The 16,505-nt window shown below is 35.9% G+C and carries 25 protein-coding genes and 1 pseudogene; all 26 read right to left on the bottom strand.

Features of this window, described 5'->3' with window-relative positions:
- Positions 1–1,251 (bottom strand): hypothetical protein (locus O3603_RS11145; protein WP_371522855.1); only part of this gene is annotated, 1,251 nt, incomplete at its 3' end.
- Positions 1,252–1,269: 18 nt separating this feature from the next.
- Positions 1,270–1,941: a DUF5045 domain-containing protein gene (locus tag O3603_RS11140; RefSeq protein WP_371522853.1), complete on the bottom strand. Its 672-nt coding sequence runs from the start codon at positions 1,939–1,941 to the stop codon at positions 1,270–1,272.
- Complete coding sequence (locus tag O3603_RS11135; protein WP_371522851.1) at positions 1,938–2,627, bottom strand: hypothetical protein; 690 nt, start codon at positions 2,625–2,627, stop codon at positions 1,938–1,940. The genes O3603_RS11140 and O3603_RS11135 overlap by 4 nt, the downstream gene beginning before the upstream one ends.
- A 34-nt stretch (positions 2,628–2,661) precedes the next feature.
- A complete protein-coding gene (locus O3603_RS11130) occupies positions 2,662–3,366 on the bottom strand; it encodes a hypothetical protein (RefSeq protein ID WP_371522849.1) in 705 nt (234 codons plus the stop codon).
- Between the two features lie 65 nt (positions 3,367–3,431).
- Positions 3,432–6,347, bottom strand: a complete 2,916-nt coding sequence (locus O3603_RS11125; RefSeq protein ID WP_371522847.1) for a TraG family conjugative transposon ATPase — start codon at positions 6,345–6,347, stop codon at positions 3,432–3,434.
- A gap of 2 nt (positions 6,348–6,349) precedes the next feature.
- Positions 6,350–6,634, bottom strand: coding sequence for a DUF4133 domain-containing protein (locus O3603_RS11120; protein WP_100016331.1), 285 nt, complete (start codon positions 6,632–6,634; stop codon positions 6,350–6,352).
- Between the two features lie 80 nt (positions 6,635–6,714).
- Entirely contained in the window at positions 6,715–7,074 is a 360-nt protein-coding gene (locus O3603_RS11115) for a DUF4134 domain-containing protein (protein WP_100016329.1), read from the bottom strand.
- A 122-nt stretch (positions 7,075–7,196) separates the two neighbouring features.
- Positions 7,197–7,610, bottom strand: a complete 414-nt coding sequence (locus O3603_RS11110) for a hypothetical protein (protein WP_371522844.1) — start codon at positions 7,608–7,610, stop codon at positions 7,197–7,199.
- A gap of 255 nt (positions 7,611–7,865) precedes the next feature.
- On the bottom strand, positions 7,866–8,144 hold the full coding sequence (locus O3603_RS11105) for a DUF3127 domain-containing protein (RefSeq protein ID WP_009434258.1): 279 nt from the start codon (positions 8,142–8,144) through the stop codon (positions 7,866–7,868).
- Positions 8,145–8,177: 33 nt separating this feature from the next.
- A complete protein-coding gene (locus O3603_RS11100) occupies positions 8,178–8,837 on the bottom strand; it encodes a hypothetical protein (RefSeq protein ID WP_371522842.1) in 660 nt (219 codons plus the stop codon).
- Positions 8,834–9,088 (bottom strand): hypothetical protein, encoded by a 255-nt coding sequence (locus O3603_RS11095; RefSeq protein WP_371522840.1) that lies wholly within the window; start codon positions 9,086–9,088, stop codon positions 8,834–8,836. Before O3603_RS11095 ends, O3603_RS11100 begins: the two co-directional genes overlap by 4 nt.
- 11 nt (positions 9,089–9,099) lie before the next feature.
- On the bottom strand, positions 9,100–9,561 hold the full coding sequence (locus O3603_RS11090; protein WP_009434260.1) for a hypothetical protein: 462 nt from the start codon (positions 9,559–9,561) through the stop codon (positions 9,100–9,102).
- Entirely contained in the window at positions 9,554–10,258 is a 705-nt protein-coding gene (locus O3603_RS11085) for a ParA family protein (protein ID WP_371522838.1), read from the bottom strand. Before O3603_RS11085 ends, O3603_RS11090 begins: the two co-directional genes overlap by 8 nt.
- Before the next feature lie 11 nt (positions 10,259–10,269).
- A complete protein-coding gene (locus O3603_RS11080; RefSeq protein ID WP_371522836.1) occupies positions 10,270–10,773 on the bottom strand; it encodes a hypothetical protein in 504 nt (167 codons plus the stop codon).
- Between the two features lie 340 nt (positions 10,774–11,113).
- Positions 11,114–11,242 (bottom strand): hypothetical protein, encoded by a 129-nt coding sequence (locus O3603_RS11075; RefSeq protein WP_371522834.1) that lies wholly within the window; start codon positions 11,240–11,242, stop codon positions 11,114–11,116.
- A gap of 44 nt (positions 11,243–11,286) precedes the next feature.
- Positions 11,287–12,561, bottom strand: a complete 1,275-nt coding sequence (locus O3603_RS11070) for a type II toxin-antitoxin system HipA family toxin (RefSeq protein ID WP_371522832.1) — start codon at positions 12,559–12,561, stop codon at positions 11,287–11,289.
- A gap of 3 nt (positions 12,562–12,564) precedes the next feature.
- The gene (locus O3603_RS11065) at positions 12,565–12,882 is read right to left on the bottom strand and encodes a helix-turn-helix domain-containing protein (RefSeq protein ID WP_009434262.1); all 318 of its coding nucleotides are present in this window, start codon (positions 12,880–12,882) and stop codon (positions 12,565–12,567) included.
- A 65-nt stretch (positions 12,883–12,947) separates the two neighbouring features.
- On the bottom strand, positions 12,948–13,679 hold the full coding sequence (locus O3603_RS11060; protein ID WP_371522830.1) for a hypothetical protein: 732 nt from the start codon (positions 13,677–13,679) through the stop codon (positions 12,948–12,950).
- Positions 13,680–13,686: 7 nt separating this feature from the next.
- Complete coding sequence (locus tag O3603_RS11055; RefSeq protein ID WP_371522828.1) at positions 13,687–13,920, bottom strand: hypothetical protein; 234 nt, start codon at positions 13,918–13,920, stop codon at positions 13,687–13,689.
- A complete protein-coding gene (locus O3603_RS11050) occupies positions 13,917–14,111 on the bottom strand; it encodes a hypothetical protein (protein WP_371522826.1) in 195 nt (64 codons plus the stop codon). The genes O3603_RS11055 and O3603_RS11050 overlap by 4 nt, the downstream gene beginning before the upstream one ends.
- Before the next feature lie 33 nt (positions 14,112–14,144).
- Positions 14,145–14,486, bottom strand: coding sequence for a hypothetical protein (locus O3603_RS11045; RefSeq protein ID WP_371522824.1), 342 nt, complete (start codon positions 14,484–14,486; stop codon positions 14,145–14,147).
- Between the two features lie 124 nt (positions 14,487–14,610).
- Positions 14,611–14,904, bottom strand: coding sequence for a hypothetical protein (locus O3603_RS11040; protein ID WP_036894717.1), 294 nt, complete (start codon positions 14,902–14,904; stop codon positions 14,611–14,613).
- A 50-nt stretch (positions 14,905–14,954) separates the two neighbouring features.
- Positions 14,955–15,242, bottom strand: coding sequence for a hypothetical protein (locus O3603_RS11035; protein WP_371522822.1), 288 nt, complete (start codon positions 15,240–15,242; stop codon positions 14,955–14,957).
- A 106-nt stretch (positions 15,243–15,348) separates the two neighbouring features.
- Positions 15,349–15,585 (bottom strand): hypothetical protein, encoded by a 237-nt coding sequence (locus O3603_RS11030; protein WP_371522820.1) that lies wholly within the window; start codon positions 15,583–15,585, stop codon positions 15,349–15,351.
- A gap of 222 nt (positions 15,586–15,807) precedes the next feature.
- Positions 15,808–16,113 carry a DUF3853 family protein gene (locus O3603_RS11025; protein WP_371522818.1) on the bottom strand — a complete coding sequence of 102 codons (306 nt, stop codon included), beginning with the start codon at positions 16,111–16,113 and terminating at the stop codon, positions 15,808–15,810.
- Between the two features lie 177 nt (positions 16,114–16,290).
- A pseudogene (locus O3603_RS11020) lies at positions 16,291–16,505 on the bottom strand (site-specific integrase); the annotation flags it as partial.

Raw genomic sequence — 16,505 nt, 5'->3', positions numbered from 1 at the left:
TGATATGAAACTCTTACCAATACTTGAATTACTAATTGCACTATTGACAAGAGAACCAGTAACAGAACCGCCACTTGAACGGCTTTGGTTATAGGCTCCAGCAACACTTGCAGCAGTACTTGCACCACCTGTTGCAGCTCCAACAGCGACACCGACTGCTGCACCAGCAGCACCAGCAGCTCCACCTGATGTACCGGCAGCCATAGAACCAGCACCAGAAGAAACACCTCCAGGAATGAGCCAAGAACATACCTCAGGTACCATACTTAGAATCTTTGCACCTGCTAACATTCCGACAACATACATGCAAGTCGTTCCAATCGCTTGCATACCAAGTGCACCTATATTATTCCAGCCAGCTGCGTTATGAAGAAGTTGATTATACGCTGTTAAATCTGACTTTAAATAGTACATTATTAGGAAGTCTATATAATAGACTATCAAATAAACAAGAAATCCCCATAGAGAAATTGTTAGATACTTTGAAATCCATTGTGACCATGCACTTCTCCAGGGTGGGACTATTGAAAGCGCAAACATAACAGGGCAGAAGAGTTTTAATACACTTAGAAATATACGTTGTCCAACCAACATTCCATAGTAAGTCATTTGGAATATTATTTCTCCTATAAAACGAATGATGTCATTTGCCCACTCGCTTATCTTCGTTTCAAGTAATACAGCAGCTTGTTTTGCAAAGTTCTGTATGCTTATACCAATATTTTCTACTCCATGCTGAATTTTATCCCAAATCCCATCTTCTGTTGCAGCATCTTGGGCAGCCTTTTGCTCCTCTTGCTTTGACATTTGACTTCGAAGAGAATCCATGTATTCTTGTTGTTTTGTTGCAACAGCTCTTTCTAAAGTTGCAACCTGCTTATTTGCAGCTTTTGCCATTCCTTGCGTTCTACTTTCAAGCCAATTGCCTGGGACATCTAAAGCACTACAAATCAAAGGAGAAAATTGGATACATATTGCAAGACCTAAGATACGGAGTATCTTTAGTACGTCCATAGCACGTCTTCCAAGTATCATCACCCAACATTCGTATGAGCCAACGCATAAAGCGAGTGTTATACCTAAGCCTCTTGCCATACTTTGCATTTCTCCAAACAATCCATTTGTCGGAGCCGACTTCATAACACTCATAAGTTCAGCCAAACTTTCATCTATGACAGGTAAGCCCATTGTCAAAAGTTGATTAACAAAGGCTGTCATCATCATATTTATGCTCAATAATTGGTCTATCATAATCATCATTCTTATGAATTAATAAAAAGCTTTTGCGAGACGTGCAAGAGTTGTTACCTTCTTTACAAGTTCTTCCATATCTTTCTTTGCTTTAGCAAACCCTCTTTCTCTTTTTGCATTTTCAAGTTCATATCCAACTCCTGTTTTGCGAAGGTAGGCTATGTTTGAAGTTATCACTTCATTTCTATCTGTGAGTTCTTTAATACTTCCAGCCATCTTACCTTTACTTTTTATCATACAATAAGTCAATCCTTCTGTAATGGACGATTGCATATCCGTGAATAACTCCTTATATTTCCCATATACCAGGTCAGAGTTTCGGTCAGCTGCACGTGCTATTTCTTCATTATTGAGTTCTTCTATCTTTTTACGTTCTTTTTCTATAATTTGTTGTTTTAAAGCTTGAACAGCGACCTGCTTTTCTCGACGTGGGGCAACAGTTTTAACGTTAGAATCACTTTCCTTGAAGACAACACGCCAGCCTGATTTAAAGCCTTTCCATTTCCATTTTTTGCTTGCGCCACTATAATTTTTATGGAAAAGAAGGTACCACCAATCGGGAGAGAAATCCCAATGTCCTTGTTCCATAGAGCGAATCTGATGCTCTTTCTGTGAATCATGAACAGGCTGCTGAGCTGTTACAGTTAAAGTCACAGTTAAGAAGATTATAAAGAAAAGTATTCTTTTCATATCTCTGTAAGATTTTTATTCCATGAGTTTATTATATCGTTTGCTATGCCTGTATAGACTTCGCTGTTGAGAATGTCCCATATATAATCGTATTTAAATCCTCCAATGGCAACACAACGACTCCAAAAAAGTGCTTGGTTGATAATACCACGTATGATTGCTACCTGCTCCTGAATATTAAAGATAATCTCCATACGCTCATCCATTGATGCTTTAAGAATGTTTGTTTCAGAAGCAACGAGTAAAGCTACAGATTTTTTTAAGAGCGACACTCTCTTACTTACATTGTAGTTCGCCTCTGCAAAATACCATGCTACCTGTGGTTTACGTAGTAGATTCTTTCCCATTAATTTTGTGAATTGTATATATTCCTTTACTGTACTTCCTACATCAAGTGTTGTCTTTGACATAGCAGCAGCAAGAACTATCCATTGATGTGCATTATTGAGCTTTGTATTTAGGGTGGTTCTAACATCATTAAACTTAGTAGCATTATCTGTTACAAGTTGCTGTTCTATATAACTTGTGTTCACTTGATTTACAGAAGCATCCTCGGCTTTAGCCATTTTCTTATGTAGATTTATAAGTGCTGTTATTGTAGGCATATCAGCAGGAAACTCGATTCCAGCATGACTATATGAGAAGGAACCAACTATAAAAAGTAGTATAAGCAAAATCTTTTTCATTCTTTACAGGATAAAATTAGAGTGATATACTTAATTAACCTTGCATTTCATATTTCCAATCATTGATAACACCTTGAACCATGTTTGCTCCCTGAAAATATGTAGCCCAAGTCAAAGGGTCTATATTGTACATGAAATTACTGAATGTACGACAATATTCGCATATGTAGACAATTTGGTTAAGCCGTGTGTTAATATCTACGATATGGGCTAACAATTCATTAGCTAATGTAAGCCGTTGATACCGATCAAGGAAGTTATATCCATCTCCTTTCCCTAAGTGGGCATTCTGTAACAGAGTGGATAGCTTATCATTACTTTTCCCACTTGTAAATGCGGAAAAATCAACTTTACCATTATTTACTATGTCTACAAATTTTTCTACTAAACCAACTACATCTATCTGAATATTAACAATTTCATTTAAACTATTGATATAATTAATACCAGGACAACGATTAATAGCCTTTACAGCTCTTGCTGTGTTACCAGGCACTTGTAAGAAGTTATCAACCATTTGTCTATAATAGGCTGATTCCTCTCCAAATCCACTAATATTCTGCATTGACATGCGATAAAGTTCTTTTATGGACTCCATCGAAGCTGTATAGGACATAATCTTTTCTTGCTTCTTACGTATTTCCTCCAATGTCTTGTTATGAACAATTTCTATGGAACTTTGAATAGCAGTATTAGCCGTTACTGCTGCTACACTTTTCTTATCAATTACTAATCGCACTACAGTAGCATTACTTGAAGTGCAGTATAATAATAAGACAATTAAACTCAATAATATTTTTTTTATTAATTCCATAAGCTCATAATATTTTGATGTTTATTAACGAGGACTGCAAAGTCAAAGTATCTTCCTATTTGCATCTTCTTTCTATCTGCTTCTATATGAGCAATTGCTTGTTCTATATCATCATTGAAAGCTCTCTCATAGACTTTTAAAGCCTCTTTCTCAACACGTTCTGTGGTAAAAGCCCAGTACCATTCTGGCGGTACTTCTACAGAGTACACATCAGAGTATTGCCCACGGCTTATCCATACTTCTTTATGATAAGGGATACCTTCTTTGGGAGGTAAAGCATTAACAGTAAATATCTGTTGTCGTTGGACATCTGTTAATCCAAGGATTGCTGAAATATCCTCATATCTATCCTTAAATTTACTTTGATCCAAAAGTATTTTTACATCAGAGTTATTGATGATTGCCTCCTTAACAATAGGAGAGTCTATCACGTCATTAAGTTCCTGTGTAACGACACCTGCAATACCATTGAACTTACGAACTGTTTTGTAGAGATACTTAATATATCCTGCCATCGTAGGGGAAGATATAGCTTTCCACGCTTCTTCAATGATGAGAGCCTTTCGACCTTTCTTTAGACGCATTTTCTGTAAAAACACATCCATAATGATCAAGACGACAATAGGGAAAAGAATAGGGTCATCTTTTATTTTATCAATTTCAAAGACAATAAACTTTTCATCAAAAAGAGACTTATCAAGGTCATTATTAAGAGTATGCTCTAATTCTCCACCTTTATAGAATTGTTCCAAGATAGCTGCAAAGTCATCTATATCGAAATCAATTTTCTTTTCAGCCATTATTTGAGGTATACGTTCTAAAGCAAATTCATAATATGTATTGAATGATAGATTGGTGACGTGTAGTTTACGACGTTTCTTTTCCATTCTGTCAATCTTTTTTTCAATACGCATCAGGTATTTTCCCTCTATAAGCTCTGGCATAAGACGAATTAGTTGCTTATTGGCATTCTGTTTTTCACCATCAGATGCAGCCTTGTCATTAACTATATTGCGCAGCTTATTAACTTGACGTTCTACTTTTGCATGATGATTTTTCTCTTCCGTAGTAAAATCAAAGTCTTCAGTGTTATTTTCAGAATTAACTTCTTCTGAAATTTTATCATTATATTCTTCTTCTATATTTCCCTCCAGTTCATCTATACGATAGTCATCGCCATACTTTTCTTCTAATTTCTGCTCATACTTTTCATATTCTCCATTCTTTTTTTCCTCAAGCAAAAGACGTTCACGAAGACGTTCCCTGTCTTTCTCGGAGAACTTTTCAAATGGGTGAAAGTATTCTTCATAATACTCTACAAGAGTTTGATTGATGATTTTATCTTCAATCTTTGTTGGTTCTTCGTTTCCTTTGAATATAAGGAATATTAGAGATTTTAAGAACTGCTTTTTCTCACCAAAATTTAGATTATACTCATCAGTTGTAATACTGAATGGGTTCATTGATATTGGTCTCTCTTTACTATAAGTGATATAAGTACCATGGAAATAATGGCTTATCCCCTCATAACTATCTCCAGTATCAATCATAACGACATCAGTATCTTGCATGAGAAGCTGTGCTACAACTGAATTCATATGGAAACTCTTTCCACTTCCACTCGGACCCAGGCAGAAAAAGTTAGCATTGTCTGTCATCTTAATCTTTCCTTCCTTTCCTGTGATATCTATAGAAACAGGTATTCCTTGTCTATCTGTATAATAGACATTCAGCCGAGACTCTTCGCTATGTTTCATATGTTCTTTATAGAACAAACATATTGCAGCATCTGCAAGGGTAAGAAATAAATCATACTCCTTATTGAGAGAATAGGACATGCCAGGGAAAGAGTTTGCAAACAACTCTAACTGGTTATAACAAGCCTTTGATGGCATAATACCACAATCATATAGTTTTGTCTCTAAAAATGAACTTACGTCGTTTATTTTGGCAAGCGGACAAGATGTTATAATATTAAAGTTACAATATACAAGCAGCTTGCTTTCTTTGGCAAGTAGGTCAAGAACGAGGTCTATATCTGCTTTTGCAATCTTGTTACTTGGGTCAGGCATCGAATCATGACGTTTTGCCTTACTTTGTAACTTGCGCATTAGTGGACGCTGTTGGGGTATCTGTATAACCTGATTATAGATAACACAGTCAGTAGATGGTATATCTGCAAGAAATGATAGTAGGTCAGTTGCTATATTAAAGCCATTGACAGGCATTGTATTAAATGGACGAATGAATGTAGGTAAATCTATAGTGTCTATATTAACCAAAGAAAAAGATTTGATGGCTCTTTCTCCTGATTTAATATATTCATCAGTTACATTCATATTATTCAAAGAGAAAGGCTGTGGTTTAAAATCGAAAGCAAGAAAACGGTGTACATATTCTGCAACCTCCTTTTTATTGAGTTTGTAATGTGGTATGTTTTTTTCGGATAAGATATTAATGACCTTACCGACTTTTGAATGAAAATCAAGCCATGCTTTAGGGTCGTACTTCACGAAGGAACTCTGCTTGAATTCCTGTGTAATGATTAGGAATGTGCGAATATTAGTATAGTCACGTCCCTTGAAGTAATTAAAATATGATTTATAGAGAAAGCTCATGTCATCAGTAATAGCATGATTATATCCCTGCTTGCAGAAAACATCTTGCTTTTGTATACAATAGCCTTCTCCTAATGTTTGGATTATGTTGCTTAATATATCAGCATAGCTATAATAAAGCTCAGCATCCGTACAATATTGTTGGATGGGGTTCTCGATCTCGATAATAACAGACCAATTACCATTCTTTGAAAAAAGAACGGTATTCATGACTTCTCCACGTGCATCCTTGATTTCTTCAAGTTCTGCATACAACTTATCAAATGGTCTCTCTTTTCTCTTTGCCATAGCTAATAATCAAATAATCCTGTGTAATGTACAATTCCTTTATAACGTTTCTTTGCGTGTAATCCAAGTTTTTGCTTGATAAAGATGATGATTATTCCAGTACCAGCAATAATTGCAAGGGCAATAGCACCGGCAAAGAAATTAATTATAATGTTAAATACAAGAAAGCCAATAAAACCTAATAAGAATGTACCAGCAGCATAATAAATAAACTTTCCACGAATTCCCATCAACTCTAATGGCTTTTGTAGCCCCTTAAAGACAGGATAACTATTGAACCCTTCCATATCAAACAAATAAATATAGATTGATGAGATATACACCGATATAGCTTAACAATTGCTATATCGGGTATATCCTGCTCAACCTATTTGAAGAACATTGGGAGTGCTGTAGCCATAGCTACCATAGCAACACAACCACCAATAGTCATCATAATGGTCTTCTTCACGTCTTGGTCACCATTCTGCATCTTAAAGTAGACATTAAATGCACCTACCAAAACAATGACAGCAGCGATGGCATACATCAGCTTTTTCACAGGGTCAGCGTAGCTACTGATCTCTGTAGTAGCTGACGTAAAACCACCAGCGCCTCTACTCTGTGCAAAAGCCTGTACACCGCCCATGAAGCCGAGCATGAAAAGGGCGAATCCACGATTGAGAGAACTCTTTGATTTTCCTGCCATCTTTTTGGCAGATTTAAAATAATGCTTTAATTGAAACATTTAAATTATATTTTTTGATATTTCGAATTAAAGTACCGAAAAAAGAAGCCTTTTAACAATTACCACATGGTGATAAATCGTCTGGACGGCTTAGAACCTATTATGTATTTTAAATGAAGATACTATATTGTGGAGGGTGTCATCGCCTTTGCGACAATGTCGAAATCAGACCCTTCCTCTTTGTTCTCTAACGAAGTTATCAGAGTAGAGAGGGTCTCAGCTTTAATACCTCCTGACATTGCAAAGGTAGTCTCACCTTCATCATTATTAGTATTTTCTGTAGCTTGTTCTACTGTCTTACCCTGAATGATATTTGAAGGAGAAGTCAATACAGACTTATCTTCTTCACCCCTATCTTCATCAGCATTAAACTGGGTTAAGTCTCCTAATTCATCTTTAATATCTACTTCCTGCTCATCAACAGCAGCAGTGGTCACCACTTCACCAGACTTGTCGAAGTAGAGGTCATAAACGATATTGTAACCATAATAGCCAATATAGCCAATTATAATAATGGTCATGGATGTACCAAACATAAATTTAAATCTTTTAAATTTCTTCGTTTTCTACAAAATTTTAAAGTTCAGGTGAAGTGCTTTGCAGAAACTTTCACAAAAGTATAGCTTAATTTACAACTACACGTTTCCCAATGAAAAATACAACAATGAGGGAAATGAATTAGCTATAAAATAACATTTCACATAGTTTAGAATGTAATAATAACCACTTATAGATACAAAAGAAAAACGGACTACCTTTCAGTAGTCCGCTTAAATTAATTAACCATCTGGTTATTGCTGCTCCTTGACAACTTCCCATGGACGATTAGAGGGATAATAGTTACCACTCTTTTCTGTAGAACGCGCTGTATATTTTACAGTCACGACATCACCAACATGTACGTCGAACTTACTAATATTTTCTTCTCCAAAGGTTTCAAGTACCCAATGCTCGGGATACTGTTGCCCCTGTTCTTCAACAACCCATTGTTGAGAAGACCATTTCCCTCTCTGACTCTCACCAGTTTTTACTTCACCGATGGCAATTACCTTTCCATTACATTGTGACATAATTTTCTATATTTAAAGTGTTTATTGATAAAGTTAGTTCCTTATAAGCTCTTCTGCTATTTGATTTTCAGCCTCTCCATTCTCAAAAACAAAATCTATAGGATAGTATTCTTTGATTGGAGTAATGATATTGAAACCCAGCTTTTGAGCTTCATTTTCAATGTTATCGTGGCGACGTGTTTCGTCATCTATATAGACATTGATATCATTTCTTTCTACATCATATCTACATCGCTTTAAGCGGTCACGCATACGATATTTCTGTTTATTAGGGAATACTTTTAAGTTTGTCTTAGGGTTTAAACCAAAGACTGCACGAGCACGTTCCTTCTTGATAAGACGAATACGAGCTTCTGACATTATTTTTTTTGTTGCTTCCTTGCTACGTTTCTTATAGCCCTTACTGGTCGCTTTGTTAATAATACTCTTTACTGATGACAATGATATATCCAATTTATCTGCAATGGATCTATAAGAGTTTAGTTCAGACATTTTAAGTACATTTGCTTCCAAAGCAGAATGTATCTTGCGTTTGGCACACACTTTCTTTAATCCTAACTCGTAAGCCTTCTTTTTCACCGAGGGAACTGAAAAACCGAGGTGCTTTGCTAAATTTCCATTAGTTTTAAAAGCATAGTTCTCTTTCAAGAACTGTTCCTTCTCTTCATTCCATATTGTTGTAGTCTTACTCATTTTTCTTCTTTCTCAATTATGTTTATGATAGAACTGTCACTATTCTCTTGATAAAACATGGTAGAAGGACTTGGGGCTTTTTCCTCATTATAGAATAGCTTTCCCTGTTCATAAAGTTGCTCTCCTCTTTTGTACATAGACGGTGAAATGGCTACAACCCATGTCACACTAGCAACTAATAGTACTAAAATGTATTTTGCCATTTTTGATACTATCTTTGTTCCATATTTTTGAAAATAGTTCTTAATCATAGAACGTACATTTATAGCAATGATTTTTCTGACTTCCTATACTCGTTAAAATTCTTCTTATAATGAAGTATAAAACTTCGAAGAATAGCATTAACTACTGTCTGAGTTGTATAGCCTCCAACTACGTACTTCTTGAAAGTTGCAAGAATATCTTTGTCTACTTTGCAGAAACTTACATTTCCATCTTTCCCTACAGTTTTAGGCTGTTGGCTCTCTGTGGCACATTGTTCCCAAAAGGCTGTCCATAAGGCATCACCATTAACTATTTTTGGTTGCTCAAGCACCTTGGCTGATGTCTTGGAACTGTTCTTTTTTTTAGCTTCTGTAGGGGATGTTGATGATGCAATAGAAGGAACTGCTGCTGGTGATACTTCTACTTGACCATGAATGTCATGTAACATTCCCTCGAGTGTTCCCGGAAGTTCCATCATTGAAGATGCTGCTGCTGCGATATCTGTTTTATACTTAGTCATTGTCGTTTACTTTATAAATGGTTTTAAAGATAAAATCAAAGCACTGTTTTGTGAGTTTATCAGCTTTATCACTATTACTGATAGTATTGTAGCGTTCCAAATCGGCATAATTACCAATGCGAGGAGCAAGAATACCATATTTTTTGAAAAACTCATCTACAATCTTCCATGCTTGTAATTCACTTCCTTTACCTACTCGTACATCATACTTATTGCATACAAAGATAAATTGTGCTTTAATCTGTGGATAAGCTTGTTTTAAACGCAAGACTGCAAGAATAAATGCACGTGTCGAATCTATCGTATTCAAGTCATAGTGATAAGGACAAACAATATAATCCGCATTAGCAAGTAATTCTTTCATTCCCTCCTGTGTCAAACTTCCTGGGGTGTCTATGATAGTTGTTCCTGCTAATCCTCTTAAAGTTAGCATGATGTTTCGTGTGCTGGAAGGGTCTTTTATCGTAACAGACTGTACTTTATAAGGTATATCTTTCTGTCTACGACTATCATCTTTACGACGACTGGCAAAAGTTTGCTGGGGATCTGCATCAATGACAAGTAGAGACACGTTGCGTGTGTCTGATAGATAATTAGAAAACAAACCACATATAGTAGTCTTACCAACTCCGCCTTTTTGATTGGCAAAGAGGATAATCTTATTATCTCTGATTTGATTAGAATTGTCTATTTCCATATCAATTCCTCCTATTTTACTTTTGTAAAGCCATTCTCTGGGATAAAGCTGACACTAACGATATTATCTGTTGGCTTTATACTAATGTTAAGAGTTTCGTTTCGGATTAACTTATCATCCTTGAAAACCTTTGCATGAACAGATACCTCTCCACTTTCTTCCATTGAATTAGTGAGAACAAGTGCTGCTGAGAATGATGAATACGCACCCTTTATTTGAGCTGATGCATACGAAAAAGGAGTATTCTCATAGACTTGCTTCCAAATCATATTTACGTCCTGTCCAGTAGAGGTGTGCATAGTCATGCCTTTCCCCTTTAAGTCCCATACATGAAACTCAAGAACTGGATTAAACTTAGCATAGTCGCCCGATAAAGACAATTCCATTTTCATGACAGAATTGCTGTTGTTGATAACTTCCTGCTCATCGTCTGATTTTGAACTACACGATGTTAGAGCTATTGGCAAAGATGTACATACTACCAACGCTGCAATAATAAAATAAGATTTCTTCATTTTTATCATATTTAAAATACACATTACTTTACTATGAGTTCTTAAAGAACTTGATTGTTGCGGTTTTAATGAAAACCCTGCTAAAACAACAATCTCCATAGTTTGGTAGGTCACTTGAACAAATGTTCAGAGGAGCGGGACCCCATAACATGTAATTCGCTGACAACAGTACAAGTCTGCCTTTACACCTTAACAATAGGGGTCAGCAATGAAATATGATACTGCAAATATAGGTATAATATATGAAACTTGCAAGAGATTACACGATTATTTTATGATTGAATTAAATTATTATGTTTTTATGAATATTCTATTATACTGCCATATTATTATAACATCATCAAGGCATATTATAATTGTTTATGACTTGATGATGATTGTAATTTCTACTATCTTTTAAAGCCAACTCTGCCAGTATTAAGGTCTTCTTTTGTCTGTCGCTTATTTCCTTCCATAATACTGTAACCATATTCTTTAAGTTTTGCAAGAGGTAACTGACCTATTGGTTTGACCTCATCGATGAAGTCCTGCTCCATATTGAAATTCCATACCTTGTTCAAAACGATTTGTAAAGTGTATAATTTCTCGTCGGGAAAGTCCTATATTCTCTGCCATATTCTCCCAATACTTCATGTTTCTTGTTACGTCCATTATAATGCCTCTTGCGGTTGTTTCATCCAGCATATAAAGCTCATGGGCATTGTAAAGTTTGTTGAGTGAACTATCGTTTGTGTTGGTATCGATAAGCAATGCTTGAAATATACCGTTCGTAGGGTTCATGTCGTATGCAGGAGACAACTCCCAACCCTCCTTTCCAAGCAGGAACGAATGATTTCTAAAGTGATCGTCGGTATTACCAATACAGATATTGAAGGCAACTCGCTTGTATAGTTCTTCTAAATTAGCCTCTATATGGTTGCCACCTCCTGAAATGATAAAATCCACAATATCCAAATAGCCTTTTCCACTTCTTTGTCCGTCGCCATCAGTGAAGCCAAGGACGGTGAGAGAAGAAGCCATGTGGATTCTCTTGTTGTCTTCGGTTCTATCAAATCTCTTAGAGAGAAGTATATCCTGACCAGTCCCTGCCCTAATTACCTGTGTTTCGGCAACATTGATACCACATTCCTTAGCCATCAGATGGGCGAAATGTTCCCAGCGTGATACGTTGATGTCGTCATTGATGGAAGGGAATTTGGCAAGATAAAGATGACCGCCACTCTGCACACAAGCCTTTGGGCGTGCTCCACCCATTGAGGAACCTGGTTGGAAAAGCCTCTGTACCCACTTCTTTTCTGGTTCCAAATGCTTATACTCACTTTTCTCAATCTCTTTAGCAGCTTGTAAAAGTTCGTCAATGTGTATGGCAGGCGGAACGCTGTAACCAGGCGTAGAGCTGATAAATGCTCCGCTATCTGGATCCTGAAAGCGAAAACCACCCATACGCAGCTCATCTTCCACGCCTTTGAGATAGTCCCAATCAGATAAGGTATGGCTTGCTTTCCCTTCTGTCTCTAGTGAAGTACGCAAGTCTATCAGTCGTCGCCCCCATCTGTCAGGGAGAGCATCAGAAAAACAACCGAAGATGTGGTTATCTCGGCTATATTGTACCCCAGGATATGGGCGGAGGTCTTGCCCAAAGTCAATTTTAGGAAAGGTTTTGAGCCAGTTTTTATCAAACTCAAAAGAAAATACGTCAGAGCCTCTTAGGTATTCATGCCCAAGAGTGCCAACCTTCTCTTCCTTATCCATCCAGTCGAAACTGGCTATCACATCTAATGTTTCCATGTGTTATCTTTTTGAAGCTCGTTTCTTATTCTTAATACCTAAGTCCTGTACCATGTGTCCCAGCTTATCGTCTTTAGCCAAATGGAGTATATCCTCTTCAAGCTGCAGGGCATTGAGTACTCTCATTACCACACCAAGAGATACTGTAGGCTCACCCTTTTCTAAACGTGAAAGAGTAAGCCTTGTACATTGCGCACGTTGTGCAACCTGATCCATTGTCAGATCTCTTCGTAATCGGGCAAGGCGGAATTGCTCTCCTACTACATTCAACTTCTCTTGTAGTGCTCTGGTCATCCAGTTGGCTTTGGTGAATTTTGTCATAATGTATCTTTTGTGGTGCAAAGATACAATAAAATGTTTAGTTTATAATACTTTATTTGTTTTTCTTATAATATTTCTTCATACCCTCGTTTTCTCCACTGGTCTATGCCATCTGAAAGTTGCTCCTTGATATATTTGTTCAATTCATTGAATAGTGGCTGAAAGTCTTTGTCATCTATGGTAAAATTCCATTCAAAATCCTTTGATATAATGTATTTGCTATAAATCTCAATTCCTGGTAGCAGATATTCTGCAACCTTTTTTACCGAGTCAAAATATTTTGCGTAAAAGAAGAATTGACTATCTTCCCATGTCTTAAAGTAATAGTTACCTACATTATCCTTTTCAAGATGCAGATCAATGACAAATCCATGTTGAGGGAAATCCACTTTTGTTATCTTACATCCATACTTTGTTACCTCCTCAATGAGCCTGTAGTTCATTGGGATTGTAGGGCAATTTTTAACTGTCTCCAAATCTGGATCACCATAAGTATCTATGAAATTCCATGTAAGCCATAGGGTTAGCTTGTTAAACGGAACAACTTCCTTCTCTCTGCAAAGAGAAAGGGTATCTTCCATAGTCTGCTCACACGTTTTCATTCCGAACTGTCCTCCGTCATCTGATATTACTGGATATACATTTTGTACAGGTATCTGACACTTACGGCAGGAAGTGTTTATACCGTCTTTCATGTCCGTAATAATAAACAAGCTACCAACTTGCAAATAAAGGCTACCCTGGTATAGGACTATTGGGTAAGGACGATCTAACTTTATAATAGAATGTTCCATCATACATCTGTTACGGTTTCTTCTTAAATATGTTGTCCAACAAATGTTTCTCTTCAATGGCTTGATTAACTAATTCGGGATTAACATATAAAAGAGTTTTTAAATCCTCTTCTGACAATATTTCCGAAACTTTTTGAAAGACATGTTGTATTTCATTGTGATGTTCCAGTGACAGATTGTTGTTACGGTCTGATGTGAATATAGCCGCTAAAGCATAGGCTATATCACTAATCTTCGTTTTCATTTGTTTATTCCTTTTGTAATGATAGTTATAATACCAGCAACAATAGCTAATTTTGATATAGCCTCTGAAAACTGATGCCAATAGTTTATTTTGCATTTAGTAGCCTGAAACCAATACTTTCTTTTTCTTCTACTCTGATGCCATTTTACTAAATCTGTTTCACCCCATTCTGTTATTTCAACTTTTGTCATTGTCTTGTGATTTTTATATTGATTTCTATATTGCTATTCTATATTACCTTCTACCTTGTAACCTTTATTCCGAAGATATGTAGCAATATACTCATCATCGTCAACATCTTTAAGTACGTCAAAAAGATAACCTTTTACATACTTCGCAATAGCTTCAGGAGAGGCTAAGTCTACGTGTTGTGATATAAACTCACATTTCTTTGTCCTACCTAATTGCTCAAACTCGTATTCTAATCCTTTAGAATTGGTGCCTTCAAACAATTTAGATATATCACCTTGATGATATAGCTTCCCATTAATATCCATTGCTGTACCATCACTGTAGTATTGCTTCAGCTCTACCACCTCACCTGTCTTTCTAAGTTTTGCTTTCATAATTTACTTTTTCAATTCAAGATAACTTCCGTCACATAATGTTGTCTCCAATTTTCTTATACCCTGAAACAGAATCCTGTTATCATGCTTGTCGAGGTAAAACATCTTACCTCCGCAACAGATATCAAGGAATGGACTTTTTATCATATTTGTTTTCTTTTGTATTTAATATTTCTTTACAGACATCTTCTGCTATTTCCCGAGCTTTGTCCTTGGTTACATACTGGTTTTCCTCGTTACCTGTCTTCTCAATACCGAAAATCAGAAAAAGAATGAAACTTAAGAAAACATATAACGGTATTACTGCTATCCATATCCTAAAATCTGCATTCATAAACCATGCGAAATCCAGTGTCGTCAGTGATGCAGACAGATATGTGATGACCGCTGCGCTTGTAAATGGAAATGAATCTTTCATCTTTTTCAGCTATTCTTAATTTTGCTATTGTCCTTTTGTTATTACTAATTTTACAGATTAGAACTTACAATCTGGTCTACAGACTCAAACTGTTGCTCGCCTAATAGTTCCTGGCACACATTGATTATATCAAAAGCCATGTCAGCAGCTTCTTTACTAGACTCGCTGCCAATTTTTTCTATCATTGACTTTTTGATGTATTTTAGTTCCTTATCACTAAACTCATCATCAAATTTGGCCTCAGCCTGTCGTGCTGTTACCTCAATAGTATAGCCATCCTCTCGTTTGAATGACATACTAAATTTACCAGCATTCATTCTTTGACATTGACTAACCATTATATCAAATTGGTTTGACAAATCTGTATTTTCTTTCATATCAAATATTATTTACCGAGTATTATCTAACTAATTGTTCTATAAAAATATTCCCTTTTTCAAGGGTCTATTTTTCTTCTATGTTTCCATCTTGTCGAATATGTTTGTTTTTCTCTTCATTTTTTCTATCTGCGTCAAGCATTAGTATGTCAATTTTATTTTCAACTCTAATTAGCCATTTCAAAATATTATAGAGGATGATGAATAATGATATACCAATTAAGAGTAAAGAAATTATTCCTACAGCATCTTGAATCGTTACACTTCCAGAAGTACTCACATAGTTTAATAATCTTTTTTCCATCTTATTGAAGTATTAATTGTACATGAAAATTATAATTATTGCATAAAGCTGAAATCTGTTTAACCATTAATGGATCTTGGTCACCATATGGGAAAAATATAATTCTTTCCTTTGTCAGACATCTAAATCCTTTCTTTCTTAGGCTATAGAGTAAATTAGCTCTTCGTCTCAAAGATTTGTTCATAGTCTAATATGTCTTAGCCTTATGGCTCTATTCGAGTATTACTCAGACTTGGCATTTACCTTTAATAAGGTTCCTACCATATTCTTATTAAACCAATACGTTCTACCAACCTTTCTCATGGCACTATCAATTTTGCCACTCTTTACAATACGACACACCGTAGGTACACTACATTTTAGAAATTTTGCAAGAGATTTATAGCCTGATAACCAGCTATCTTTGTCAAAAAGCTCATTAGAAGTATTACCTTCATAGCTTTTATTATATGTGTTCATAAGCTCAACAAAATCCTTCACTGACAACTGTGCCAGTGGAGTCTCTAACAAACTTTGTGTTAATTCCATATTCTTCACTTTAATACATAAATTAATAATACCTGGCAAAAAGCCAAATCTCTGTCGCCTTGATAATTGTATTAAAGGATATTGGAGAGACTACTGTCTGATAAACCAATAATTGTATTAAAGTGTCTCGAAACGACGATACAAAGATAATAAAATCTATTTCATACTCCTTACTTTTTACTCATCAAATTGCTTCATATAAGAAGACTTCACTTCATCAGCTATATCAATATAAGGTTTCATAGCTTTGTAATCACTATGTCCTGTCCACTTCATAACAACACTGGGAGGAATTCCTTTTGCAAGAGCAGTACATATAAATGTACGACGACCGCAGTGAGTTCCTACAAGTTCATATTTAGGCTTTACCTCATCTATTCGCTTGTTACCTT

This window comes from Prevotella sp. 20925_1_30 (assembly GCF_041433025.1).
GTDB lineage: Bacteria > Bacteroidota > Bacteroidia > Bacteroidales > Bacteroidaceae > Prevotella > Prevotella vespertina.
This window is presented reverse-complemented; position numbering and strand designations above follow the sequence as displayed.